The 26,845-nt window shown below is 35.8% G+C and carries 19 protein-coding genes and 1 pseudogene; 16 read left to right on the top strand and 4 right to left on the bottom strand.

Going from position 1 to position 26,845, the window contains the following annotated elements; genetic code table 11:
- Positions 1-131 precede the first annotated feature (131 nt).
- The 5 genes from IE056_RS10000 (at position 132) to IE056_RS09980 (ending at position 4,257) form a co-directional block, all read left to right on the top strand.
- Positions 132-1,022 carry a DUF8464 domain-containing protein gene (locus IE056_RS10000; protein WP_189604576.1) on the top strand — a complete coding sequence of 297 codons (891 nt, stop codon included), beginning with the start codon at positions 132-134 and terminating at the stop codon, positions 1,020-1,022.
- A 110-nt stretch (positions 1,023-1,132) separates the two neighbouring features.
- Positions 1,133-1,429, top strand: coding sequence for a mobilization protein MbpA (mbpA, locus tag IE056_RS09995; protein ID WP_189604575.1), 297 nt, complete (start codon positions 1,133-1,135; stop codon positions 1,427-1,429).
- Positions 1,426-2,298 (top strand): relaxase/mobilization nuclease domain-containing protein, encoded by an 873-nt coding sequence (locus IE056_RS09990; RefSeq protein WP_189604574.1) that lies wholly within the window; start codon positions 1,426-1,428, stop codon positions 2,296-2,298. Before mbpA ends, IE056_RS09990 begins: the two co-directional genes overlap by 4 nt.
- A gap of 12 nt (positions 2,299-2,310) precedes the next feature.
- The gene (locus IE056_RS09985; protein WP_189604573.1) at positions 2,311-2,760 is read left to right on the top strand and encodes a DUF6730 family protein; all 450 of its coding nucleotides are present in this window, start codon (positions 2,311-2,313) and stop codon (positions 2,758-2,760) included.
- 381 nt (positions 2,761-3,141) lie between these two features.
- Entirely contained in the window at positions 3,142-4,257 is a 1,116-nt protein-coding gene (locus IE056_RS09980; RefSeq protein ID WP_189604572.1) for a YbjQ family protein, read from the top strand.
- Between the two features lie 208 nt (positions 4,258-4,465).
- Here IE056_RS09980 and IE056_RS09975 read toward each other — a convergent pair whose 3' ends face one another.
- The 3 genes from IE056_RS09975 to IE056_RS09965 are packed head-to-tail and all read right to left on the bottom strand — an operon-like array spanning position 4,466 to position 6,492.
- Entirely contained in the window at positions 4,466-5,563 is a 1,098-nt protein-coding gene (locus IE056_RS09975) for a transposase (RefSeq protein ID WP_189604571.1), read from the bottom strand.
- A gap of 1 nt (position 5,564) precedes the next feature.
- Complete coding sequence (locus IE056_RS09970) at positions 5,565-6,344, bottom strand: RNA polymerase sigma factor (RefSeq protein ID WP_189604570.1); 780 nt, start codon at positions 6,342-6,344, stop codon at positions 5,565-5,567.
- Entirely contained in the window at positions 6,334-6,492 is a 159-nt protein-coding gene (locus IE056_RS09965) for a hypothetical protein (RefSeq protein ID WP_189604569.1), read from the bottom strand. The genes IE056_RS09970 and IE056_RS09965 overlap by 11 nt, the downstream gene beginning before the upstream one ends.
- 302 nt (positions 6,493-6,794) lie before the next feature.
- Between IE056_RS09965 and IE056_RS09960 the strand changes: the two genes are divergently transcribed.
- The 11 genes from IE056_RS09960 to IE056_RS09905 all read left to right on the top strand — a co-directional run bounded on the left by IE056_RS09960 (position 6,795) and on the right by IE056_RS09905 (position 26,377).
- Positions 6,795-7,037: a helix-turn-helix domain-containing protein gene (locus IE056_RS09960; RefSeq protein ID WP_189604568.1), complete on the top strand. Its 243-nt coding sequence runs from the start codon at positions 6,795-6,797 to the stop codon at positions 7,035-7,037.
- 83 nt (positions 7,038-7,120) lie between these two features.
- Positions 7,121-7,897, top strand: coding sequence for a hypothetical protein (locus IE056_RS09955; RefSeq protein ID WP_189604567.1), 777 nt, complete (start codon positions 7,121-7,123; stop codon positions 7,895-7,897).
- A 250-nt stretch (positions 7,898-8,147) separates the two neighbouring features.
- The gene (locus tag IE056_RS09950) at positions 8,148-9,164 is read left to right on the top strand and encodes a type IV toxin-antitoxin system AbiEi family antitoxin (protein WP_229793727.1); all 1,017 of its coding nucleotides are present in this window, start codon (positions 8,148-8,150) and stop codon (positions 9,162-9,164) included.
- Entirely contained in the window at positions 9,145-9,987 is an 843-nt protein-coding gene (locus IE056_RS09945) for a nucleotidyl transferase AbiEii/AbiGii toxin family protein (protein ID WP_189604566.1), read from the top strand. The genes IE056_RS09950 and IE056_RS09945 overlap by 20 nt, the downstream gene beginning before the upstream one ends.
- A gap of 16 nt (positions 9,988-10,003) precedes the next feature.
- Positions 10,004-12,022, top strand: a complete 2,019-nt coding sequence (mads2, locus tag IE056_RS09940) for a methylation-associated defense system DNA methyltransferase MAD2 (protein ID WP_189604565.1) — start codon at positions 10,004-10,006, stop codon at positions 12,020-12,022.
- Positions 12,023-13,372, top strand: coding sequence for a methylation-associated defense system restriction endonuclease subunit S MAD5 (gene mads5, locus IE056_RS09935; RefSeq protein ID WP_189604564.1), 1,350 nt, complete (start codon positions 12,023-12,025; stop codon positions 13,370-13,372).
- Positions 13,360-18,096 carry a methylation-associated defense system protein kinase MAD6 gene (gene mads6, locus IE056_RS09930; RefSeq protein WP_229793726.1) on the top strand — a complete coding sequence of 1,579 codons (4,737 nt, stop codon included), beginning with the start codon at positions 13,360-13,362 and terminating at the stop codon, positions 18,094-18,096. The genes mads5 and mads6 overlap by 13 nt, the downstream gene beginning before the upstream one ends.
- A 2-nt stretch (positions 18,097-18,098) precedes the next feature.
- Positions 18,099-19,643: a methylation-associated defense system protein MAD7 gene (gene mads7, locus IE056_RS09920; RefSeq protein ID WP_189604563.1), complete on the top strand. Its 1,545-nt coding sequence runs from the start codon at positions 18,099-18,101 to the stop codon at positions 19,641-19,643.
- A gap of 22 nt (positions 19,644-19,665) precedes the next feature.
- Positions 19,666-25,101, top strand: a complete 5,436-nt coding sequence (mads8, locus tag IE056_RS09915; protein WP_229793725.1) for a methylation-associated defense system ATP-binding protein MAD8 — start codon at positions 19,666-19,668, stop codon at positions 25,099-25,101.
- Positions 25,098-25,808, top strand: coding sequence for a PP2C family protein-serine/threonine phosphatase (locus IE056_RS09910; protein WP_189604561.1), 711 nt, complete (start codon positions 25,098-25,100; stop codon positions 25,806-25,808). The genes mads8 and IE056_RS09910 overlap by 4 nt, the downstream gene beginning before the upstream one ends.
- A gap of 404 nt (positions 25,809-26,212) precedes the next feature.
- Positions 26,213-26,377 carry a hypothetical protein gene (locus IE056_RS09905; RefSeq protein WP_189604560.1) on the top strand — a complete coding sequence of 55 codons (165 nt, stop codon included), beginning with the start codon at positions 26,213-26,215 and terminating at the stop codon, positions 26,375-26,377.
- Between the two features lie 34 nt (positions 26,378-26,411).
- On the opposite strand, the pseudogene IE056_RS09900 reads toward IE056_RS09905, so the two are convergent.
- A pseudogene (locus IE056_RS09900) lies at positions 26,412-26,615 on the bottom strand (transposase domain-containing protein); the annotation flags it as partial.
- Between the last annotated feature and the right edge of the window lie 230 nt (positions 26,616-26,845).

Genomic DNA, 26,845 nt, shown 5'->3' with positions numbered 1-26,845 from the left:
AGAAAATATAAATAAGACGAGTGATACTCTAGGTTTTCAACCGCATCATTTTCTTCATCGGTTTTTCATCAGAGAATAATGATGAAGTTGAGAATAGCAATAAATAATAAAATTTACTAAGGAAAAGAGAAATGAGAAGAGAAGATTGTATATCCAAGAGCTGTGAAAGAGCCCGTAATGTTTGCATCGTAAAAACGCTTGCAAAATTAGGGCACTTTCCCAGCAGAACAACGGAAAAAGAAGCTTGGTTTCTGAGTCCCCTTCGGTCAGAAACCCAAGCCTCTTTCAACGTTTCTTTGATTAAGAACTTATGGTACGACTTCGGAATTGGAAAAGGAGGTTCTATCATAGACCTGATCATGGAATTGAAATCCTGTTCTCTAAAGGAGGCATTGGAAGTTCTACAGGCGGATACAATTATTTCAATTTTTAATGCGCCGATTCAAAAGTTAGGTTCTAAAAAGGCAATTGAAATTATAAAGGTGGAGAACTTGAAACATTTGGCGTTAAAAGGCTATTTACACTCCAGGAACATACCTGTTGAAATTGCCAGAAAGTATTGTAAAGAAGTTTGGTACAGGTTGAAAGACCGGGAGTTTTTTGCCATAGGATTGGAAAACAATCTTGGAGGATGGGAGCTTCGGAATAAATACTGCAAATATTCCTCTTCCCCGAAATCTTACAGCTTTATGGAGCATTCTTCAGATCGACTGTTGGTTACAGAAGGCATCTTTGATTTTCTTACCCTGGCAGTTCTGGAAGAGGACCTGGTAAGAGCCTCAGATGTCATTGTGCTTAACTCCCTTGCCTTCCTTCAAAAGATCAAAACGATTCTAGAGAAGTACCAGGAAATAGTTCTGTTCCTGGATAATGATCCTGCAGGTGAAAGAGCTACTAAAGAGGTTTTAGGACTTTATGAATATGCTATTGACCACAGTGGTTCTTATAAACCACATAAAGACCTGAATGAGAAATTGAATGCTATTCGAAGGAATATCATCGTTCAACGAACATATAAATAAAAAGTAACCACATGATGGATTTATTTTGAGTTGGAAAGCAAAGCAAGATGTGTCATTGTCATGACATTCTTGCTTTGCGCCCGGAGGTTGCAAAGGCTAAAAAGGAAAAAATGAAAAGGGAGTACATCCAGATCCGCTGCTCAATCTACGAGAAAAAGCTACTCAAAAGAAGGGCGGCCAGGGCAGGGATTTCCCTTTCAGAATACCTTCGTTCCACTGCTTTTGAACGAACTATTGTAGAACGAATCACCCCGGAGCAGTTGGAATATTACCGGATGCTGGTACAGTACAAGAACAATTTTGCGAGGATCAGCAGCATGTTCAAAAAGCGAGATCCGAAACTAGCTAAAACTGTGGAGGATCTTGCGGAGGAAATCAGGAACCACTTAAAAAACTTTAAAAAATGATTGGGAAAGGACATTCGATATCCAGGACAAAAGCATCTATAGCCTATGGCTGGAACCAGGAGAAGGAGGCGGAAGTAGTACTCAAGGAGTACCTGGCTGGAGACACTCCCCAGGATATTGCCGAAGAGTTCAAGATCATCCAGTCCCAAAACCAAAGGTGCACGAACAACACCCTGAGCTTTGTGGTCAGCCCTACCATAGCTGATGGAAAGAACATGAGCAGGAAAGAGCTGGGAGAAATTGCTCAAAAATTTTTACAGGAAATGAAGTTGACAAACCATCAGGCCATAGGTTTTGTACATCGGGATAAAGAGCACGTACACATTCATATCTATGTCAACAGGATCAGTCTTACCGGAGAAACCTATAAAGATAATTTTATTGGAAAGCGCAGCCAGGTTGCCGCAGATAACGTGGCAAAGGAATTAGGGCTTACAAGGGTAAGGGAGGTACAACAGGAAAAACTACAGGAGTTAAGTGGGATCCGGCAGGAGATGAAGAGAATCAATGACAAGGTGCTGGGTTCAAGGCCAAAGTCGCTGGATGACTATATCAGGTTAATGAAAGATCACAAGGTGAAAGTGATTCCTACTATTAACAAATCGAACCAGCTGCAGGGGTTTCGGTTGGAGTACAAAGGAGCAAACCTCAAAGCAAGCGAGGTGCACCGGGATATGAGTGGCAATAAACTAATTGCTGAAATCGCACAGAACAGGAGTTTTACCAGGTTAAAGGAAGCACCCAAAAGTATACTGATTTTGGACAAAACAGTAGGGTTAAGTGCCAACCTGACGACTAAAATAGCCAAAGAACTTATCAAGGGGATTCTGAAAAGGGCACTGGACACAGGAATAGGCATGGGATATTAAAACTTTTAAGCGATGAAAAAACTAGACGAGATCATGGAATTGATGGCCGATGAAATGCATGACTTTAAAATTGCTGTCCTGCAGCTTCAAGTACTTTCCAAACAACTATTTGAGCTAAGCATTCCCATCAGCACCGAAGCTCTGGAAAAGGACCTGAATGCATTCCTGAAAAAGCAGGAATTGGAAAGCCGGGAAAGGGATGAAATCTTAAAGTCTATTGATCAAAAACTAAAGAATGCCAGGATAATACCGGACTATCTCCTGATCCTTTTCGCAGCACTGGGAGTACTTGCATTGGGGTTCATAGGCTACTTTGGTAATTCCGCCAATGCCCTCCAGGAAGAAAGCTTTGAAGTCTATCGTATGGTCATGGAATTAGAAAATCAAGTCCAACAGGATTTCTTTGCGGCACATCCCGAAATCAAAGAGGAGTATTGCCAGTGGCTGGAAGATCAAAAGTAGCATTTGTCATGACAAATTCCCTTCTCGCAACATATCCGCTTTTTACAGTAAATCTTCCGGGAATCCTCGAAAACAGGTAAATATTACTGTAAATCATATTTAGGGTGCGCCCTATGCTGTTTTTATTTAACGCTTAACTTCCCGTACGCTATAAAAACAGCACAGGATCCGGCGCAGGTAAGTTTTGGTAGATATGGGGCATTAGAAATTTGCCTTAGGATGAAAGTTATGATTACAATTTCATCAATAGATAAGTGCTCAATCTATTTTTTTAGAAAAATCCCAATGGAGTATCTTTTGAGGAAATCCGTAATCTTATTCGAAACTAATTAATACATTTAAATCCATCGACGATGATACAGAACAGGTAACAATCTTCATATGAACAACAAAAAAGATGTACTGGTAATAACAACCGCCACTCCTTCTGAGGGAAAGATAAAAAAACATTTGATGCCAGTCACAGCTCATGTAGTGGCAGCTACAAATCTCTTCAGTGACTTTTTCGCGGGAATGTCTGATATTTTCGGTGGAAGATCCGGAACCTATAAAAAGCAGCTTTCCGCTATTTATTCTGAGGCTATAGAAAGCATTAAACAGGAAGCAAAAAGAATAGGAGGAAATGGCGTAGTGGGTTTAAAAATAGATATTGATGAAATTTCAGGTCAGGGTAAATCGATGTTTATGATTACGGCGATAGGTACAGCTGTTATAATTGAAGGAGAAGGAGGCATGAAATCCGAGAAAAGTAGGGAAGTTCATTCCAATGGCAGGGTATCCAATGAAGCTATTACTCGTCTGAGATACCTAAAGGTATTACTTGCCAAAGCCGAAAAAGATCAGCTTGATTATACCACTGAAACCTGGGAATTTATCTTACAGAATAGGGTAAAAGAAATGTATCCTAATATCATAAAGAAGCTCCGGGTCCTTTTGGCCAATCCTTCAGGATATCCTCAACAGAAAGTTGATGCCTTTTCTTCCAATACAAAGAATTTTCTGCAAATTTTAGATATTGACGATCAGATTGCATTGATTTATGGCACTTTACTCGAAAACGAAACAGATGATTCATTAAGTAGCTTTTTGGCCAATTACATTAAAGTTGAGGAATTATTTCGCTATAACGAAATACTGCAACTATTAGGTTCTAACAAGCTAAGAGTACAGAAACGGGGACTTCTTATCAGTACCTTTGACAGCTCTTACTATTCGATTGAAGAGGAGAAAAAGCTACAGGAAATTTCTATTAGAATTAAGGAGGTGTTTAAAATGCGAGGTTCAAAAACTACTAAAAAGCAACTTCTTACCTCGAAAGAGAAGGAAGTATGGGAGTGCGAGTGTGGAAAAGTTAATGATATGGATTATACTTATTGTACGAAATGCCAACACGACCTTTTTGGGTTTGATGATCGAGAATTAAAACCTGCTGCTGCTATAAAAATTATTGGCAATAAGATTTCTCTTATCAGAGAAGCTCTGGAAGAGGTGAACTGAAACTAATGATTTCCTAGCGCAAGAAAAAAACATATGTTTCTTTTCTACCTTTATGAAGGTGGTTGTCTCTGAATCCTTATTAATTTATCAATAATTTCGGCTTTTAAAAAATAAGTGAGCCCACGCCGTTGTATATGCTATGCGCATTTAGTGAGTGTGTTTTTTAACCTCACCTCGCGGGTGTACAAACACCCTCGTGATCATTTCTTTAACCTGTTATAAGTTCAAGGCCCGCTTTTTCGGCCTTGTATTTTATTTTGGTCATCAGCTCAAAATAGCTCCAGTTTCTCAGTACAAATTCCTCCTCTTTAGCAATCCCGATCTTATCTTCCTGATTTAGTAAGACGAGCGTCCCCGCCTGGTATTTCACACAAAAGTCAATTAACTTCCTGCTGTACAGGTGCAGACGGCTGTTTACATAATTTTTTTCGAGCTCGTGGAATCGTTGTACTGCTTTTGTTTTTCTTTTGCGCCCTTTGCCCGATTTGCAATAGCTGGCTCCTTCCTGTGCCCTTTTCCGGGCGGCCTGTATGGCAAGCCTTCTATATAAAAACTCTTCCCGGGTGCCAATATTAAGTTTAGCTTTGCCAATTTTCACTACAATGGGATATTCCAGAGAAAGGGAGGCTTCCGCAATCACCTCCGGTTTTAGAAGGTGTTTTTCTTTTTCAATTTCAAATACCGCCAGTAAAAAGGTCTTGCCTTCTTTTAGTTGAATATGGGAGGCACAAAGCTTCGTTTCTCCTGTGATGACCCGCTCCAGCAGCCTTCGTTTATCCGAATAATCCTTACCCAAATAAGTCTTTAATGGAATGGAAAAGAACCGAAAGCAAAACGCTTTCTTATCTTCATCATATGCTAATCCCTTCACGCCTTCCATATCAAAAGGAAAGGCGATATCCCTCCTTGAATTCGTTAAGGAGCGTTCCCCCCTCCAGTATTCCGGCTTTTTTTTGTTGAAGGTCCTCATCAGATTGTGGTTCAGGTTGCCCAAAATGTTGGTAGGGATTTCCCCTTTAAACCGATCAGAGATTACTCTGTAGGTGGAATTGATCCGGGAACGGTTCAGGATGCCCTCCTCATCTTTCTTTTCATCCATCAGCTTATACTTGATCCCTTCTGATAGGTAAAAGAATTCCTGAATCATCTCCTGTACATAGAGATGGGTGACAATAAGATTAGCTGCCTTAAAAGACCGGTTCTGCCACTGGTAAAGCGTATCCAGGGCTTCCTGCCGCTCTTCTTTGGTAGGCAGGTCCACCAGTAGCTGGATCTTTCGGGTGAGTTTAAGGGTGGACTGTTCCATTTTAAGCTGATTGTTGCTGTTCGTGTTTCTCCTGTAATAATTTATACCCAGCCATAAAAGCAGTGTGCACCTCCTTTTGCGAGAGGTTAAGCTCCTGAGCTATGGAAGCAAAGGAATACTTTTTTTCACACCGTAGCTGTAGTACTTTTGCCTGTTCTTTAGTCATCTCCCCCTGGACCTTTACCGTCCTCACAGGTTGTGGTTTGGTGTCCAGACTGTTTCCCTGGTGGACAATAACTTTTATATCTTCAATAGCCCTCTTTACCTCCTTACTGGTGTCGGTGATGCTGGTGCCCATTACTTCAGCAATGGCTTTGTACTGAAAGCCATACTTTAAACATAGTTCAATCAACTTTCTTCTTTTGCCCATCAGTAATGGCAAAACCTTTTTGATCCGGTCAAAGGCTTGTTGTGCTGCTTCATGGTCCAGAAGATGCTCATCTTCCTTTGTGGGGTCATGGCCATGCATATATTCCTGATAGTTTTCATAGTATTCCAGCCTGTTGATTTCCCTGTTAAACTTATTCCTAGGCCGGGTATAGTAGGAAATGCATTCCCTTTTCATTACAAATCGCAGGAAGTGAACAATATGTTCCGGTCTCTCTATCCTGTCGCGATGCACCCATAATTTTAAGAAGGTATCCTGCACCAGGGTTTCCACCACAAAGTCGTCTTTGATCAATCTCCTGCCCAGCCAGTAAAGTAGCCTATTGTACTTTGCATGGATCCTCACCAATACTGCAGGATCTCCTTTTTTTAGAAGCTCATAATTACGTAACATAACAGGAAGTATTGAAAACTCGTGGAGAAAGAATCAAGTCTTCATTAAGAGGAATATGGGTTTTTGCTGCTGTTCCCGAGAGAAAAGATGTCAGCATGTCAAAAACTTTAAGCCCCACCCATGGAAGGCGCGCGTGCTTATTTTTCATAACTTTGCAGTGGTTAAAAATGAAACGTATGTTTTGTTTTTTCGCTAAGGCCTTCCTGAATCAGACGCCAATCTTGAGGGAAGGCTTTTTTATGTTTTGTCTATTCTTATAAGATGTTTTTTAATTATTCATACAACCGGGGTTTTTTTCCAGTACCTATTCTTGAAATTTAAAGCGAATGCTTTAATGTTTTAATCAAAGAAGGTTCGCAATTACGTTAACGTCAGGTAAATATAATAAAATTTTCATTTCAACACATATATGTGTTGGAGTTATTTATAAAGAATAGCAACTTTTATGAAATGAATCAGGATGATTTAGATAAGTTGCTTATTCAAATAGGTGATAGAATAAAGTCTCTACGGAAAAAAGAAAAAATTTCCCAACTAGACCTGGGAAACATTGTTGGTATATCAGCAAATCAAATTGGTAGAATTGAAAGAGCGGAAGGTAATCCTACAATTAAAACCCTCCATCAAATTGCTACACATTATAAAGTAGAAATTAGCTACTTTATTGATGATAAAGAGGAGAATAACAACTAAAATTTCTTCTCTTTACGGTTTTCCATAATCTCTTTTAATTTAATATTTTATATTTAACAAAACCTGCTTATATCCTGGATTCGATGATAAATTATGGACTTAAATATAAGGTTTCAGAAATATCAAAAATTTTAAAAGTCGAAAAAAAACTTGTAAAAGATTGGATATATCACTTTGCTGAATATTTAAGTTCTAATGCTAATCCAGAAAAAGGCAAGGAACGTCAATTCACTACTGAAGATATTTGTACTCTAGGTTACATTTCTTTTTATTGGGAAGAGGAACCAGATTTAGAAAACATAAAATGGGGGCTCAATGGAGGCTGTCAATTTGAAAGTCCATTTGCTGAATTAGCAACCGAAGCAATGCCTGTTTTTTTAGAATTTTCAGAGGAAATACTATCAAAAAATGTATGGATGATTGGAGGAATGGTTGGGGATCAAGATATTTTGTCACTAGCAAACTCCTATAAGGAAGCCGGAGATATTTTAGTGAACATAGGAATAAATGATGAAACGAATAAAGAAATAATCTATCCTGCTATTTATAACTACCGCCATTCTATTGAGTTATATTTAAAGGCGATTCTCTCCGAATACAAGAAGACTCATAAGTTAAAAACACTCTATTTAAATTTTAAAAATTTGATTAAAGAAAATTATCAAGAAGAAATACCGATCTGGTTTGAAAATGTAATACTCGCATTTGATGAATTTGATCCGGAAGGAACATATCTTCGATATGGAAACAGTTTATATAATGATGAATTATATATAAATCTCCCTCATCTCAAATTACAAATCGACTGGTTTAGTAAATCAATTAATAGAATAGAAAAAAATAAACAAATGAGTTGCTAGCATAATTGGTAATCACAATTTCTGGGCTTTGCAAAGGAATTAATTAATTACCATGAAAAACCAAACTGTTAAGTCTACAACGCTTACAATGCTATACTTGCGGCAATGCAACTTCGATTAATTTAAGAAAGTATAGTAGGAGTTTTCTAGTTAAAGGAAGTAGTCATAAAAAAATTAATAGATATCATGTTTAATTGTAGTACATGTTCATTATATTTGATTGTTCATTGTCACTGAACAGGCAAAATAAATGAACACTAAAAAAATGTATCGTAACCACGATTTTATTTACGAAGCTACTTCTAAGTTGGAAAAACTTATAGATATTCCTATTCAAGTAGATAGCAATAGAGATAATTACGACGCTCTATTGACAATAAGAGATATGCAGTTTATTGTCGAAATAAAAGCAGCTGTTAGAACATCTAATCAAGGTTTTATATTATCCCAATTGGAGGAGATGAAATATAGTAGCAACAGACCTATAATTTTAATTGCTGATTATATTTCCAAAAAATCAACCCAAGCTTTCAAAGAACGTGGAATAAATTACATAGATGTTGCAGGCAATGCTTTTATTAGGCATAAAGATTTAGCCATACTGGTGGAAGGTCAAAAGAACACCAAAAAAGATAAAACAAATCAATCACGTGCCTTCCAGGAGACCGGTTTAAAAATTCTGTTTCACTTATTAGATAAGCCAGAACACCTTCAAGATTCTTATAGACGGATAGCTGAACAAGCAGAAGTCTCTATAGGCTCTGTAAGCCATGTCATGACGGAACTTGAAGAACTAAATTATCTCCTAAAAACAAATGAAAAAAGAATTCTTAAAAATACAGGTGAATTACTGGAGCGTTGGGTGATAGAATATAATGCAGTGCTCAGACCACGAATAATTCGAAAAAAAATGCGCTTTATAGATCCAGATCAAATAAAAAATTGGGAATTTATGAACTTAAATTCCAGAAATGGCACAATTCTCTGGGGAGGTGAGCCCGGGGGGGCCATTCTTACAGAAAACTTGAGACCTGAAAACTTTACTATTTTTAGTGATTTGGAGTTAGCCCAAATAGCCAACAAATTACGCTTAGTTCCTAGTGAAAATGGAACAGTGGAAATTTTACAAAAATTCTGGAAAAATGACACAGATAATAAAACAGTGGCTCCTGCATTACTAATATATGCAGACTTAATGAATAGCGGCTTTGGAAGAAACACTGAAATCGCAAAACAAATACGCAAAAATGAGCTACAACATATCTAGTGAAAAATTTACACATCCATTGTTAAAACCAATTCTACAAGAACTTACAGATTATTTTAAGGAAGCTGAAATTTCCTTTTTTGTAATAGGTGCTACAGCACGTGATATCTTTATGGAATTACATAATGAAAAATCCGGGCGCTTAACCTACGATCTCGACCTCGCAATCACTGTAAATAATTGGGAACAGTGGTTAAAAGTGGAACAAGAAATTTTAAAGCTAGACAATTTCACCAAAGATAGAGATCAAAAACAGCGCTTTTTATACAAAGAGAAATTTCAGGTGGATATCGTCCCTTTTGGGGAAATAATGAAGCAAGACAGTAAAATATTCTGGCCACCGGACGAAAACTTCGCTATGTCAGTACTAGGTTTTGATGCCGCAAAACATGCTTCTTTAAAAGTAAATGTGGATCAGGAATTAGAAATAAGAATTGCTTCTCTAAGCGGAATATTTCTTTTAAAAATAGTTGCCTGGAACGATCGCAATCATAAAAGTAATAAAGATGCAGATGACATGGGTTTTATCTTGGAGAATTATTTGGGAATACATGAAGAGCGAGCTGCGTTAAATTATTACGATGAAATTTATACAGATGATTTTACCACATTAAAAGGCGGCGCTACCTTATTAGGTAAAGATATTTTGGAAATATTGCGGGAGCATCCTAACGAACTAGAAACAATACAAAAGATTTTGACTGCTAGCTTAGAGATGAAGGAGGATAGTAAACTCATTAATCAAATTATAGAAACACATAAGTCGCTTTCATTTGACGAAGTAGAAAAAAGCTTAAAAAACATAACAAACCAATTGAATTAAGGGAATTATTTAAAATATGTCAACAGCAATTAAAAGTAAAGAAGAAATAGTCTTAGAGGATAATGAGCTTGTTTGTATACTCACAGGAGAAGTGAAGAAAATTAGAGCACAGGAAACTAATCTACAGTCAGTTATTTTAATGCTGAATGAGGAGTATGGATTCGACCTGGATGAAATGGAACGCAACTTCACGATTGAATATACCGATCTAGATACAGGTAGTAATAAAAAACAAAAAATTGATCTGGTTATTTTTGAAAAAGACAAACCCCACGAGCAGGATTTTATCATTCGAATGTGTGTTATTCAAGGCGATAACATAAAACCAAATGATAAAAAGAAAGGGGTTGCCGCTACATTGGAAAATGCAATGGGAGCTGTAGAAAATTGTGAATTTGGGCTATGGGCAAATGGTTCTAGTTATAACTTTCTTCAGAAAGAACTGGATGATATCGGTTTTGATTACATTTTCAGTGATCTTTCCGACTTTCCAGGGGAAGGTGAAACACTGGAAGATCTTGATCGGGCAGATCGTTCCCATACCCGTACACCTGCGAATGATTCACTAATTAAGGTTTTTAAACGCTCTCACGATTACATCTATGCTAATGAAGGACGAAAGAAGGATGCCTTCTGGCAATTATTAAACTTGATCTTTTGCAAACTCTACGATGAGAAACGGCGGTTCATGAACTCGCCAAATGGTGAAAGTTACCGTCGAAAGTTTTGGGTAGGAGTTAAGGAGCAGAATACCGAAGAAGGTAGGGAAGCCGTTGCAAAAAGGATTAAAAGTCTTTTTACTGAACTTAAAGCTAATGATATCTTTTCTGAAGTTTTTCAAGGAAATGAAAGTATTGATTTGACGAATAAAGGACTTGCTTTTATTGCTGGAGAATTAGCAAAATATTCTTTTCTAGATGCGTCCGTAGATGTAAAAGGTTTAGCTTACGAAACTATTGTAAGCAACACTTTAAAACAGGAAGCAGGACAATTCTTTACCCCACGTAACATCATTAAGTGCATGGTAGAAATGCTCGACCCCAAAGAGCATCACCGCGTCCTCGACCCTGCCTGTGGTAGCGGTGGTTTCCTAGTAATGGTACTTGATCATGTACGTCAAAAGATAACCAAAGAAATTTATCCAGAATTAGAGGGACCTTTTTTAGAAAACAAATACAATTCTGCCGAAGTAAATGAACGGGTACGATTATATGCAGAGCGAAGCATTTTTGGTTTTGATTTTGACCCGGACCTGAAAAAAGCGGCCCGAATGAATATGGTAATGGGTGGTGACGGTCACGCAAACATTTTTCACGTCAACTCTTTAGCTTATCCTCAATGGGAACATCCAAAGGAGATAGATAAAATTAATGAAGCCATTGATAACAGTTTGATCGAAATAAAAGACATACCAAATCCAACATATCATGATGCCCGCGGCAAATTTGATATGATTTTTACCAATCCACCTTTTGGCGCCAAGGTAAAGGTAGAAAGTGAAATCGCATCCCGCTATCATTTAAGCCAATACAGTACAGCACCCGAAGTATTATTTATAGAAGCCTGTTATGACTATTTAAAAGAAGGGGGGAAAATGGCTATTGTTTTGCCTGACGGAATCTTAGGCAATCCCCATATGCTCTCTGTACGAGAATGGATTTTAGACCGCTTTAAAATATTAGCTTCCATAGATCTTGCCGTAGAAGCTTTTTTACCGCAAGTTGGCGTACAAGCTTCCTTATTGTTTTTACAAAAGAAAACTGAAGAACAACGACAATTGGCTCAAGAAAAAAAAGAGGATTATGAGGTATTTATGGCGATTGCTGAAAAATTAGGGAAAGACAGACGTGGCAATCCTATTTATTTACGTGATGATGATGGGGCTGAAATACTCTTCAACACAGAAACTAGATATCTTACCAAGAGAGGTAACGGCGAAAAGGAGTTAAAAGTAAGGAGGGAAAAATTAAAAAGGCTAGATGACGATCTGCCAAAAATCACCGCTGCTTATAATGCATTTTTAAACCGGCTGTAAATGAAAACGCTCAAAGTAAAAAATAATTGGTTTAACGACTCTGGTCAACGATTGGATGCTTCCTATTATTTAAGTGATGGTCCCTTAACTAATATTAAACTTCAAAATTCACCTTATCCTTTATCCCATTTATCCAATGAGACAAAAGATATCTTTAAAGGTAATATTTTCAGACGTGTTTATGTAGATTATCCTCATACTGGTTTTCCTTTTATGACTTCTTCAGATATGCTAAAATCAAAATTACATAATGGTAAATTCGTTTCGAAAAAATATACAGATGTAGCAAATCTAATGGTCGATGAAAACTGGATTCTAACTTCCAGATCTGGAACTTTGGGAAACACTATATACACCAATAAGGAATTTAAAAATTTCTTGGTTACGGATGATCTTATTCGAATCGTTCCGAATAATAAAAAGGTTAAAAGTGGATTTCTATATGCATATTTAACTTCAAAGTACGGCAAGGGTTTGCTTACTCAATCAAGTTATGGCGGCGTAGTTAAGCATATAGAGCCACACCATATTGAAAAGTTACTCATTCCTATTTTTCCGATTGATTTCCAGAAAAAAATAGATCAATTAATATCTGACAGTTCAAATCTTCGGGTCCAAGCTACTGATGTATTACGAAAATCACATTTAATGCTGTCCGAAGGCCTTAAATATAAGCGAGGTAACAATACTCGAACAACTAGTTTAAAGACCATATTAAGCTCTCATCAAAGTCGTTTGGAAGCGAGCTACTACAAATCAGAGGGTAATCAAATTCATAATTTTGTTCGAGCTAAAAACCACAAAAAGTTAATTGATATTTCAGAAGAAATATATAGACCTGGCATTTTTAAAAGACATTATGTAGAGAAAGGCGTGGAATTTTTTGGTGGCGCAGAAATTATGAAAGCTATTCCACAAAGCGAAAAAAAATTATCTATTGCTAAAACAAAGCACTTAGAATCACTTAAAATTGAAGAAGATCAAATATTGGTTACTTGCGGGGGAACCATAGGACAAACAGTTTTAGTAAATCGCTTTTTAGCGGGTAAAACAGCTTCTCAACATATTCTCAGAGTAAAAGCAAAAGGAATAAAAACAGGTTATTTATTTGCATTTATGTCATCAGACTTTGGTCTTAAGATTATGCAAAGTTTTACTTATGGTTCTGTAATACCTCAAATAGAACCACATCATTTAGAGTTATTGCCTGTTCCAATTCTAGAGGAAATCGAAATGGATAAAATTCATGAAAAGATAATGGCTTACAAAGAAAATGTCTCTTTATCAATTGAAAAAGAGTTAGAAGCTATAAACTTAGTAGAAAAAGAAATAGAACAATGGCAAAAATAATTAAACCTCCATATTTTGATTCGGTTGTAAATGCTGGAGAGAAGCGATTGTTAGATTTTTTACAAGTCAAGCTTCCCGGTACCTATTTCTTGATTCCTAATGTAGAAATTGCTTCTACAAATCCGCGTAACAATAGGACGCAATTTTGGGAGTATGATCTTATTATAGTTGCTCCACACGCCATATATAATATTGAAAACAAAGATTGGAAAGGTCGTATAGAAGGTGCAGATGATTACTGGTATATAAATGATCGGCAAAAGCCTAATCCACTTAAAACAGGTCGTCAAAAAACTGCCATTTTAGCATCCAAGTTAAAAGAAGCCAATAGAGATTGGGGGAAAGCTTGGATTCAAAATATGCTTACGCTCTCCTATCCTAATTCTTTTGAACCAATATTGTGGCAAGAGGCAGCAAAATTATCCTTTACCCTATCAGATAAGCTGATAAATTATATTCAAGATCCAGAAAAAATAGGTAAATGGGAAGCAGCGATAAGTGATGTTCAAAATGATATAGTTCAATTTTTAATTGGAGAACAAAACAGAAAATCACCCACAGAAAAAAAAGAAATCCAGGGTTACGAAATTATTGAAATTTTAAAACAAGAATCAGATAATTATGTCGAGTATCTAGTTAAACCCAAAAATGTTACCTCAAATATTCAAAAACGGGTCAAAGAATATGCATTAGATGTAGCTGGATTTTCACCCGAGGAGCGGCGCACCCGAGAAGAAAATATTAAAAATCAATATAACGCCCTTCAAAAAATTCGTTCGCACCCTTTCGTCCTTCCCGTAGAGTTTAAAGTCGATGAAGAAAACCACTTATTCTACGAAATTACAGACTTAATGGAAGATGATTCGCTGCGCAGCGCGGTGAGGAGCAAGACCTTCACCTTTGATGAGCGGGTCGCTATAATAAAAAATGTGATGAGTGCGCTCAAAGCAGCCCATAAAGAAAACATCTTTCATCGTGACATAAATCCAGAGAATATCTTTTTGAGTAACGGTTATGCTTATTTAGGAAATTTTGGTAAATCCTATTTCACAGATCACAATGATAATGGTTATACGGTAATGCCAACGATCAATGAGTCTAGCGCAACGCCATATCACCCCTTAGAATTAATTGCGAAAGATGCTTCCAGAGCATCAGACATTTATTCACTAGGAATTTTAATCGCTTGGTTATTCTCCGGAAAAGAACCCATTAAAGGACCATTTGAACTTGACAAATTAGGAGGGAAATTACCGGATGACAGACTGCCTTCTGCTGTGAATAGTGCTTTACCTAAATGGATTGATGAAATTTGCTCGAAAACAATACTTACAGATAGCGACAAACGGATTGACACTATTGAAGAGTTAGAGAGACTAATTAATGAGGCGGTCAAAAAAGAAAATTCCAGTAAGGAACAAACCAAATCCAAAAATTCTTCTTCAACCACAGAACAAATAGACACATATGACTTGAATGAAGGAGATCGAGTTGATGATTACATAATTATTAAAAAGCTTGGTCAAGGCGGATATTCGAGAGTATTTAAGGCTAAACACGATTTACAAGGGAAAGACTATGCACTTAAGCTCTTTCACGAAAGCGTAAGCATTAAATCGGTAATTGATGAATATAATGCTCTTTATGAACTGGATCATCCCCATATCATCAAATTTATTTGGAATGGACAAACGCGCTATGGGCAATTCTACACCACTACGGAATTTCTGGACGGAGATAATATAAGCACCTACACCAAGACAGATGCGAATTTACCTTTAACCACCTTATATAAGCTTGCTGAAGACATTCTCTCAGCTTTAATATATCTCCAAAATCGGGACAAACCTATTTTGCATCGCGATGTCAAACCACAAAATATTATGTGGGATAAGAGTGGCCGCTTTGTTCTAATTGATTTCAACGTCGCTTCTCTTACACAGGATGATAAGGCATATGTAGGTACTAACCCTTATCTAGCACCAGATTTAATTGATGGGCAACGTGTAAACTGGGATTTATCTGCAGATACATTTGCTTTAGGTATTACACTTTATGAATTAGTTACTAAAAAATACCCTTGGCCACAAGGTCGTATACCGAAAATTAGTATTCCCCCGGAAAATCCAAAATTGGGAAATCCACGAATCTCTGAAGATTTTGCTCAGTTCCTACTTCAGGCTATAGGGACAAAGTCTGAGACACGATTTTTTTCGGCTCAGGAAATGTTAGATCGCTTACGAGAAATTGGAATTGATAATTTACTTGCAGAAAATAAGGAAGACACTTCTTCTGTAACTATAGATCAAAAAGAGTATCGTACCGAAGTTTACATTTTACAAGGTAGTACGAGAATAAGGCTACTGAATGAAATGGCTAAGTATGGAGAACTTCGTAAAACCATTCATTCTTCACTCAATAAGTTCAAAGAAAAAATTGAAGGTTATAAATCTTCAATTTCCCTTCAGGACAAGCTAAAAGTGATGATTAAGACTGATAACGAAGTTTTGATCAATGAGACGTTTTGGGAAGGTGGAGCAAGGAACTTCAATGAAGGAAACATCAACAAAGTTTTCCAGGCTCTGCGCGACTCGTTTGATGAGAATACCAACAAATTAAGAGAGCATAAAATTGATGTTGAGGGTATTGACATTGTGGATTACATTAATTCCCTTTATAGTCAATCTAAATCTGGAAACTGGGGAACCCGTGTAAATGATCGTGGCTCTCAGTTTGATGAAGCTACCTATTCTCCTTCTAAACTTGACAGAAAACTTATTCCTGATATTCTAGATGGACGTTTTAAACTTATAATTATTACCGGTAACGCTGGTGATGGTAAGACTGCTTTTATCAGGAAAATAGAAAATGCGAAAAGTGTAAAAAACCTAAAACGTTTTGGGCATAAAAACGGAGCAGAATTCTTGATCAATAATGTTCATTTTGAAAGTAATTATGATGGTTCTCAAGATGAAGAAGGAAAAATTAATAATCAAGTACTAGAAAACTTTTTCGAACCTTTTGAAGAGTTGGAAAATTTTAACGAAGCACGTGAAGGTAGAATTATCGCAATTAATGAAGGGCGATTAGTCGAGTTTTTAAAAACCTCCAATAAGTATCACTCTTTACATGATATAATCGACCAATATTTCTATAAAGAAGGGCATTTTGTTTTACCACAAGGTTTGATGATCATAAATCTTAATTTGAGATCTGTAACTGCCAGAGATGATAAAGAACCCAGCTTATTCCGACAGCAAATTAAAGTGCTTACAGATAAAAGACTATGGAAAAAATGTGAGGGCTGTTCGCTAGCCAATAAATGTTTTATTAAATATAATGTGGAATCTCTCAATGACTCGGCTTCAGGTAATGAAGTCATTACAAGGATGGAATGGTTAATACGTACTGTAGGCCTAAAACGGGAGTTGCATATTACCATGCGTGATCTTCGGTCGTTTATTGCTTTCATGATTTCCCGGGATTTTAGCTGTGAAGAAGTAGATGATGTATATATAGAGAACAAAAAAACGCCGGAAAAGTATTGGCAACTTTATTATTTCAATATTACAAGTCCAAATCAGAATGATACCGGCGATAATGATCGCTTGGTAAATCTTTTACGTGACACTGATATTGGAAAGGTAGCCATACCTAACCTAGATCGAGATTTATTCTTTGGGCAACATTTGAATAGAAACTATCTCGAATTTTCAGATCGTGAGTTTGATTTATTGGAGATTTTCAATGCTAATAAAATATGGGTGCCGGCACATGAACAAACAGAGGAAATTTTACAGAAAATAAAAAGCATCCAAAATACATTTATACGTCATCAATACTTTGAAGGTCGCTTAAGTAATTACAAGAAAAGACTTCCTTATCAATCTTTGCTGAGCTTCTATAAAGCACTAATGATTGAGAAAAAAGATGCACTTCCAAAAGTCATAGTAAAGTATACTACAAAAGATGAGGATTCCAATTTTTCAGAATTCAAGTTTGAAGATGAAGACTTGATAAATTATACTACTTTTTCTTCTGCCTTTTTCTCGCAGCTTAAGATAATAGTACATAACGAAGGAAAAGGCGTAAATCGTCTAGATCTTATCAATAAAGAACTGGATTATTCAGAAGGAATAAATCTGAATAATTATAAAGGTTCTAGCTGGACAGACTTCAAAAGATCTAAAAATACAGCAGCAATTAAAACTCTATTACCTGGCCTGTTTAATTTATTTACAAAGAATTCCTTACTTGAATTGAAGATGTCATTATCTAGAGCAATTTCAATGAATGAAGGCTGTGAAAATGGATCCATTTGGCAAAAATATTTGGTACTGGGTTCATCTGAAATTAATGATCCGTTCAGTAACTCCTTCAGGTTATTTGACCTTAATGATTTTGAGCTATTTGTCAATCGTACAGATCATCTCGTGAAGTATTTAGAGTATGAACCCGACAGCTTGATTTTTAGACACAAGAAAGTTACACATATTGAATTGGTCATCTCCTTGGATTTATTTGAAATGCTCTATTTCATTCAGCAAGGTTATAGCCCTTCACTGAACGACTTGAGAGGAAAATTTGTGGAGCTTACCATTTTTAAGAACCTGCTTGAGAATCTTACTTATAATAAAGTAGTTCTTACCAAAGACAATATGGAATTTTTTGAAATAAGTAAAAGTGCAGATAATCATATAAATATAGCTTCATTACAACTTTAGTTATGGCAATAAAATTAAATAAGGAAGAAAGTGTTTTAAGAAATGAGCTTATATATGCAGGTGATGCAAAGGCAGTTAATATTGATAATATACTGGTTAATCTGTTTATGCTTTTAAAACACAATGGAATGAGACCCAGGCAGCGAAATCGAATCAAAAGCATAGACCTTGAGACATTCCAAAGAGTTTTTGAAAAGCTTGAAAAGGAAGGATCTGTAAGTGGTTTTTCCGAAAATAGAGAAGCTACAGAATTGTGGCTGAGAAGTAATTTAGCAAATATGGTCTATAGAGGTAATTTGGACAAAGAAAAAATATCTTCCCTTAGACCGATTCATTTGGAAAGCTACCGAGTCCGCAATGGACCACAGACCAGAGATTATAACACAGCTGATCAGGTCTACTTAATGTTGGGAGCAAATCCTACGGTAAAAGAAGACCTTAAACAATTCCTTATGGAAGGTTGGGATGATGTCACCAACAAAATCAATATCTCTGATGGGTTGGATGTTGATAGTCTTGGTCTTCTACATATTATTAAAAATTTCAATCCTGGCTTCCTGGATACAAACAGTTCACTTAATCAGATTAAACCATTATTAGATTCACAGGCCAAATTGTATTGTGATGATGTCAGGAGATTATTGGTTTATAAGCGGAAAATACCCAGAAATGTAATTGTAGATTATTTAAAAACTATTACTTCATTTCATTTATCGGTCTACGTTCAGAAGTTGGTCTATCTACTGCCGGAAATGATCGAAAAAGGCACGATACATTGTACTGATAATTGGAGTGTGGTTATAGATGCGACTGATAATTATGAAAGTAAAATGGCAAAGTTGGCAAGCGAAGATGCGGCTAACTTAACGAACAGTGTCTATGATTATGTGAAAGCAACATTTCAAATAAATGCAGCCTTGAGAAGACTTAAACTTGAAAAATCAGATTCTTCGAATCTTGACAAAGCTTTAAAAATCTTGTCAGAAAAACCAGCGGGCTTCGAGATTTATTTTGAAACGCAATGGGACAATCTTTATAACGCTCTTGAAGAAGAGGACCGGGAGCTCATAAGAGATATGGTTAAATATGAAGATACTTATTTTGACAAGTACATCCAATTAATTCTTAAAGCTCGTGGAGCATATCAGTACAAGTACCATGTCCAACTTATTGACAATCTTTCCCAAAAAAATACAGAACGTGGTTTTATGTCCCAAGGTCGCAGTAAAAAACATCCTCGACGATTTATATTAGGTACTAGACTTTTGGAGAGTCTAGTACAGATTCTTGTTTTAGAAGCAAATGATGATCATTTTAAAACTAAAACTCTTTCCATAGAAGAATTGATTGAAAATTTAAGAGATCGATATGGATTAATTATTAATGGGCTATCAGAAGAAAGATTTAAGGATGCTGATCTAAATACCCACTTAGCATTTAAAGAAAATGTAGATTCATTTAAAATGAAATTACGACAAATAGGCTTCTACAATGATTTAAGTGATGCTTATATTCTACAGAGAATACGTCCACGTTACGAACTTTAAGACTAAAAGAAGAATGCAATTAATGACAATAAACACCTACTATAAAGAGATTATAGGCCTCATCCTTGAACTCCATCACGAAAGTTTACAAAGTGCTGCTGCAGGGCATTGCATGAAAATTACAGGTTTAGGTATTACAGAATTAGAATACTTATATGATCTTTTGAAAGACAGGCATAATCATCTGGATATATACATAATTTCAGAAGAAGAGAATACAAAAGATCGGTATATATCTGCAACTAAACTCATTGAGCTCCGTAATAAACAAGACAAACCACTTTTAATATTAATTCCTTCGAATAGCAGAACAGCAGCTGAAGACTCTTATGGCAACGCAACCTTTAAAGAAATTTCCTTGGATGGAATTGAACGTGAATTAGCTCGTTCCTTAATTACTAAAATTCCTGATGAGATTTCTGAAATTGTAATCCACGACATCATTAACTATTTGGACCCTTCTGATAAAGAATGTATTGATTATTTAATTGCTCTAGAGGAAGCTGGATATAGTGAGGAAGCTGCCGGAAATCAACTTTATATTTTGTCGTTAATACCGGATGAAATCCTTTTAAAGAAAAAAGAAAAGATTAGATCTAGACTCAATTTTAATCGAGAAAATGTCGAGATGATTTCTGCCTTTAATAAGCCTTTGTATGATCGTATTTCAGATTTAAAATTAGAAAATAATTCAATTCAAAAAGAAATTGTCGACTTTCTAAAAACTGAGGGTGACGCTAAAAGTTCTAATGAAATATGTCAAGCAATATACTGGGAATATAAAAACTTAAATTTTAGTCAGTGGCCTATTCCTGATCTGGACTTTTCCCATATTAAATTAATAGTAGATGAAATTAAATCGAATGATTTAAAAGTAGAAGAAGGAACAAATGTACTTTATGCTGAGCAGCAAAAAATCGCAAAATTAAGAGTTCGTTTTCATACAAGTCCAAAGCCAAAAGATATAAAGGATTTAAAATCCTTCAAAATTGTTTTAATGGCCGTTAATGGTAGCAGTGGCGAAGAGATTACGGTACTTAGAAAAATAAAAAATTCAAACTCCAATAAATCTTACCGAGATGCAACAATTGAACTAAATCCTAATATAATTGAAGAAGGTTCCTATTTCATAAAGGTCTTAGCTGAAGATGAGCATGGGAATATCCTGAATGTAGATGATGAATTTAAGGATGCAAAAGTCCAAAAAGCTTGGGAAAAAACTAAAGAAGAAGATGAAAAGGCGACAAAAAAATTATTCCCCTACAAATTAACCTGCGACTCCGAGGATTTTGATTATTTAATAGAAGAGGCTTTGGATCGTGATGAAAACCAGAGGAAGGATAAATTACATAATGTTTTGCAAGCCTATTTTAAATTTAGAATCGGTGCCTTAAAAAATGATGAAGAATTAGGTGCTCCAGAGCTATCAGAAACCTCAAATGTCTGGTTAAATGATGCCAAAGAAAAACATTCTTCCACGTTTCATATAAGTTATTCAGAGAAGCATAATTACCAAATAAACATTTCTACTAAGCTACGTCAAATAGAAAATAAATTTTTACAAAATGCAGATAACATTGGCTATGTCCTAGCTAATTTAAAAGGAAACAAGCTGGCTATTGGTTTCGATAAACTCGAATTTGTAGAAAGCCCTCTAAACGAGATAGCACCAAAATCACTTCTTAGAAAACGAAAAGAAATTTTTGACTCTATTCTCAACTCGAATGAAAATAACAACGGGATATTCGAAACCGCAGATATATTTAATTTCAAAGAGACAGTTAAAAGTTATGTTGAAGCTTACACGAAATGGACGACTAAACTAAGCAAACAACTTGCATCGGACGATATTGATATAGAGGAACAGACTAAGCTGAAGGAATTCTTAGTTGAATTGCAGATGATCGATGTAACCCGAGTAAAGAGTAAGCTTCCTGATGGGAACAAAGTGGATGCACTTCTGGTTTCTCCATTACATCCATTAAGATTAGCCTGGACTTTACAGCTGCTTGAAGTATTTGATGATTGGGAAAGAAGAACAAAGGAATTTTCGGGTTATAAAGATTCTTGGTCAGACCACCTGGAAGATCTTTTCATTGGTAATCTTTCGCCAGAAAATAATCAACAAATCATGCTAGAACCCGGTTCAATGCAGTCATTTAATTACTGCGGGGAATTGTCTTTTGGCTGGGGAATTTACTTAAGCACAATTTCCAATGAATCTAGAAATGGAATGACATCTATTTCTAGGCAATTACAACACTATTTTAGACTATTATTCAACATAACCAAAGACAATTATGTAGAGACAGATCTTAGTCTAAAATTGGTTATTCGCCATGTAAAAAACTATTTAGCCCAGCATCCATATATAAATAAACTTGTAGTTAATCTTTTCAATGCTGGGGATGCCGAAATTTTTTCGAATGCTTTTGTAGAATTAGAGAAGGAAAAGAACTTTGAAAATATTAATTATGAAGTTCGTGTATTCAAAGGTAATGATAAAATTATTGAGCATGGAGAGTCTTTGAAAACCTTAATAAATCCTGAATCCAACATAACACCAGAAGCAGAGGCATTTTCACAGCCTTCAAGAAATAGATTATTTCCTAAACTTCGATTTTCTATTAATAACATAGAAGACTTTTTGAAGGACCCTACAAACTTTACTTCTCATTTAAGCTTTTTAGTAAGTCCCTTTCCAGTTACAACAGAATTAGTTAAACCTGTTACAGAGAACCGTAATTTTTTCCTTAATGGTTTGATAACAGATTCCACGGTAATCGTAAAGGAAAATGGCTCACAAATCAGTTGGAATAGATTTATAAAGGGCAACAAACTGCCTGTTAAATATAATAGCACGGGGGCAAATGGAATTAAACTTTTTGAAAATATACAGAGCTTTATTAGTAGCGCATTGGTTTCAAAATATACTGAATCAATTCCTTCTACTCAACTACGACTGAATGATAAAGATAAGGTCCTGTTGACTCATTTACACGATTACTCGGATTGGGTAGTCACTTTTGACAAAAATCTAGGTCCACAAATTTTCGATCAACCCTCCAAAAATGGTGAAATACCATTCTTACTTGACTACGTGCCAGGGGAAGAGATCTTAGGTATATCCTCTTATCTAACTACTAGGCCAACCTCTGAGATTTTGGGTCTTCTAGGCCCCCATTTTGAAGAATTTAATTTAGATATCCATAATGAAAAGGATGAGCTCAAAATAAAGATTTTACTAGAAGATCTAAGAGCAGTAAGTAGTTCATTGGTACTTCAATTAAATTCTACCAAGAACAAAGCGTTTGAAGTAATTGGATCTGCTTTTACCAAGCGTGTTCTTGAGAAAAAAGGAATGCTAGAGGAAGCTTTTTTAATCCCTATAGACCTACACCAGAATTTATTTGAAAATCTCCCTTCTGGTAATAGATCAAGAGCAGACAACCTTCTAATATCAATGGATCCTTCAAGAAAAGAAATTTTTATTTCGGTAATTGAGATCAAATGCAGAAAAGCGTTAGGGGAAACTGAAAAAGATGTTTTAAGATTGAAAATGCTAGATCAAATAGAAAATACTATTGAAGCAATTAGAACTCATTACGATCCTGGGTTTAACAGCTCATTCGACCGTCTAGATAGAGAAATTAAAAATAAAGAACTAAAATCCCTACTAACCTTTTATCTGGAGAGAGCTAATAGATATGATTATTTATCTAATAAGGCTTATAACCAATATTTAGAATTTCTACAAAATTTAGATGCTGGTTTTACGATTAGGTTTAAACGTTTAGGATTAATATTTGATTTTGCTGCTGTTGATCGCCACAAGAAGATTGTAATAGACCATGATTCTGTGTTTTTTACTTTTGGAGGAAAGTTAATTGATGAAATATTAGATCCTGATTCTGATTTAAATACTAAAAGACTGGAAGAAAATCATTTTGATAAAGATCTCAGTGAGGCTTTTGGGAATAAAAGAGAACTACAACCTTTTATTCAAAAGTTCAAATCCATTTTGGAGCCTGATATAATAGGTGAAGACAATTCTACAACCGAAACACGAACTAATAAAGAAGATCTTAAAGGAAAAAATACAGTTAAACCTATTATGCCCTTTTATCCAGAACATGAAGAAAAAATCAGTGAAGCTGCTGATGATAAAGAAGAAATTTTCCCAAAAGAAAGGTTTAATGATGTTGATCAATTAAAAAATGGGACTGCAGAAATAGAACATGTTGTACCAGAATATGATATACTTATTGGTAAAACCTCAGAAAGCTCCCAGTTCGGAATATTGGGCGAAAGCATTGTACAGAAGAAAATAGCAATCGATTTAAGCGAAACAAATACGATCAGTTTGTTTGGTGTGCAAGGAGGAGGTAAAAGTTATACTATTGGTACCATATCTGAAATGGTACTAAAACAATTTAGTAATATAAACAAACTTCCTGCCCCACTAGCTGGGGTGATTTTCCACTATAGTGAAAGTATGGATTATGAGCCTGAATTCACTTCGATGATATATAAAAATGACAAAGAAGTAGAACTGCAAAAATTAAAAGAGAGATATGGCGCAGAACCTGATTCTATTGAAGATGTCATTATTCTCACACCAAAAGATAAAATAGAAGAAAGGCAGTTAGAATATCCATCAATAAAGGTGAAACCTATAGCTTTTAATTCAAAAGAACTAAATGTTCAAGATTGGATGTTCATCCTGGGTGCTATAGGAAATGACTCGACGTATATTCGACAATTAAAGGCTATAATGAAAGAGCATAGGTCAAATATAACGATCGAGGGATTGGAACGGAGCGTAGAGGAATCCGAGCTTCTTAGTACTTCCCAGAAGGCTCTAGCGAGACAGAAGTTAAGTTTTGCCAAAGAATACATCGATGATAGTTTTATGATGAGAGATGTACTTAAACCAAGTCGACTTTTAATAGTGGATCTAAGAGATGAATTTATTGTTAAGGATGAAGCTTTGGGTCTATTTGTTATTATGCTAAATATATTTTCGGCAGTCAAAAAAATTGGAAATGAGCATTTCAATAAATTTATTGTTTTTGATGAGGCACATAAATATATGGACAATAAAGATCTCACTGGGAATATCGTAACAGCTATACGGGAGATGCGCCACAAAGGTGTAAGTATTATGATTGCAAGCCAGGATCCACCGAGTCTGCCAAACGAAATCATAGAATTGAGCTCCATCGTTTTGTTACACAAATTTAATAGTCCTCAATGGCTCAAACATATTCAAAAATCGATAACGCAGTTATCCACATTAACTCCTGCAGATATGAGCGCCTTAACTCCTGGAGAAGGTTTTTTATGGGCAACCAAAGCAAGTGAAAAAAGTATTTCTTCGAAACCCGTCAAAATATCAACCAGACCCCGGGTAACTAAACATGGAGGTAACACACTTCAAGCCACAGGTAATAGATGAAATCAATAATTATATCACATAAAGGAAAGAGGAAGATCAATCAGGATCTTACCCTAGTAAGGTACATTAATGCGGATACTGTTCTTTATTTAATAGCAGATGGAATGGGAGGTTATGATTCTGGTGATATAGCAGCTTCAATTGCTATTGATAGCGTCTCAACTTTTTTATCCAATTCAACGGAGTTAAATGAAATAGCTATCCAAAAAGCAATTAACAAGGCTAATCTGGCCGTACGTCAGTATCAGGAAAAACATAATTCAAAACTTGGTTCCACATTAGGTGGTATAATAGTATCTCGAAAAATTGCTAAGGCTTTCTGGGTGGGAGATGTAAAGATTCTGCAATATTGTGACGGAAAACTTTCATTTGAGAGCAAATCACATAACCTGCAAAATGAGATTTCCGACACTCAAGATTTCAATAATAATTCTAAATTTTCAAAATATGAACATATAGTCACTCGATCGATCCAGGGAGAGGTGAAGAAATCTAAACCTTCGTATAAAGAATTTTCCTTAAAAAAAGAAGACATATTGTTTCTATGTTCTGATGGTGTACACAATATTATTGATGCACAAACCCTTCAGTATATGATCAAAGAGGAAGATTCTGAAATGTCCTTATCTGATTTACTGAACGAAAGAATTGCGAAAGAAGCAACCGACAATGCCAGTCTGATAATGATTAATCATTTCGATATTTAGTGGTCTCAACAATATTTCTCATTATTTATATCAGTTTAGTTTTAAAGGACTCAGTATGGGCTTACTATGCAGGTTTTAAATTGGTAAAAACTAGTAGAGCCCTTCATTCAACTTCAATTAATGGGCTCATAATGGGCTCAAATCAAAAGCTCAACTGCCTCATCCAAAACAGAACTATCGAGCTCCTTCAAATAAGCTTTGGATATTCAGGTGATGCTGACCCCTCGTTCAGGCCATATTGACCCCTCTAGAGATTTTGTGATCGGAAATTAAATCTGCACAGTTTTCGGTAAATAAGAATACACAGAAAATGGCAACAAGAATACACAACTAAAAGACCTTTTGGGGCATGCCCCAAAAGGTCAAAAAGCTAATATTGCTAGTTCACCAAAACCAGCAATTTTATGAATGTGTATTTAGCCAAATTTATGACTTATGCACAATCCGTTGAAAACGGACACCCATTCCGCTGGTGGAAAGCGGACAGTGATTCCGGAATAAAACGGACACCCATTCCGGGGCAAAACGGACGTATGCGGCCCACCAACCACATCCCTAACTTAGCATAATTTCATTTACCGGTTCCCCTCGGATAAACTTGACCTAAACTTGCTGTAATTTCTTGTAGTTCTGAGGGTAGAGATTCCGGATGTCTTTATGGTTGATGGACATTATATTCTCCAGGGTATATTTAAGCCACTCATATGGATTCACCTCGTGCTTTTTGCAGATGGCAAAGAAGGAATAGATTCCTGCAGCTCTTTCTGTTGCTGAATGAGAACCCGCAAACAGGTAATTCTTTCGACCCTTATTATGTATAGCTATCCATAAGTCTGGAGAATCGATGAGAAAATTTAGAAAATAAGTGCAAAAAAATTTTAATTAACTTAACCGAAATTTTAGAAGAAAAGTGTCCGTTTTGAAACGGAACGTGTTTTGGCCCCTATAAAACAAGAGAATTATTCTAGATTTCAAAAATTAATTAAGCGGTTTGTTTTTTCACTAAAATCAGGTGTTGGTCCTGAACCCATTTTTCC

Origin of the sequence: Salinimicrobium marinum (assembly GCF_014651535.1) — a bacterium.
GTDB lineage: Bacteria > Bacteroidota > Bacteroidia > Flavobacteriales > Flavobacteriaceae > Salinimicrobium > Salinimicrobium marinum.
Note: the sequence above shows the minus strand (reverse complement) of the source record. Positions and strands in the feature narration are given on the sequence as shown.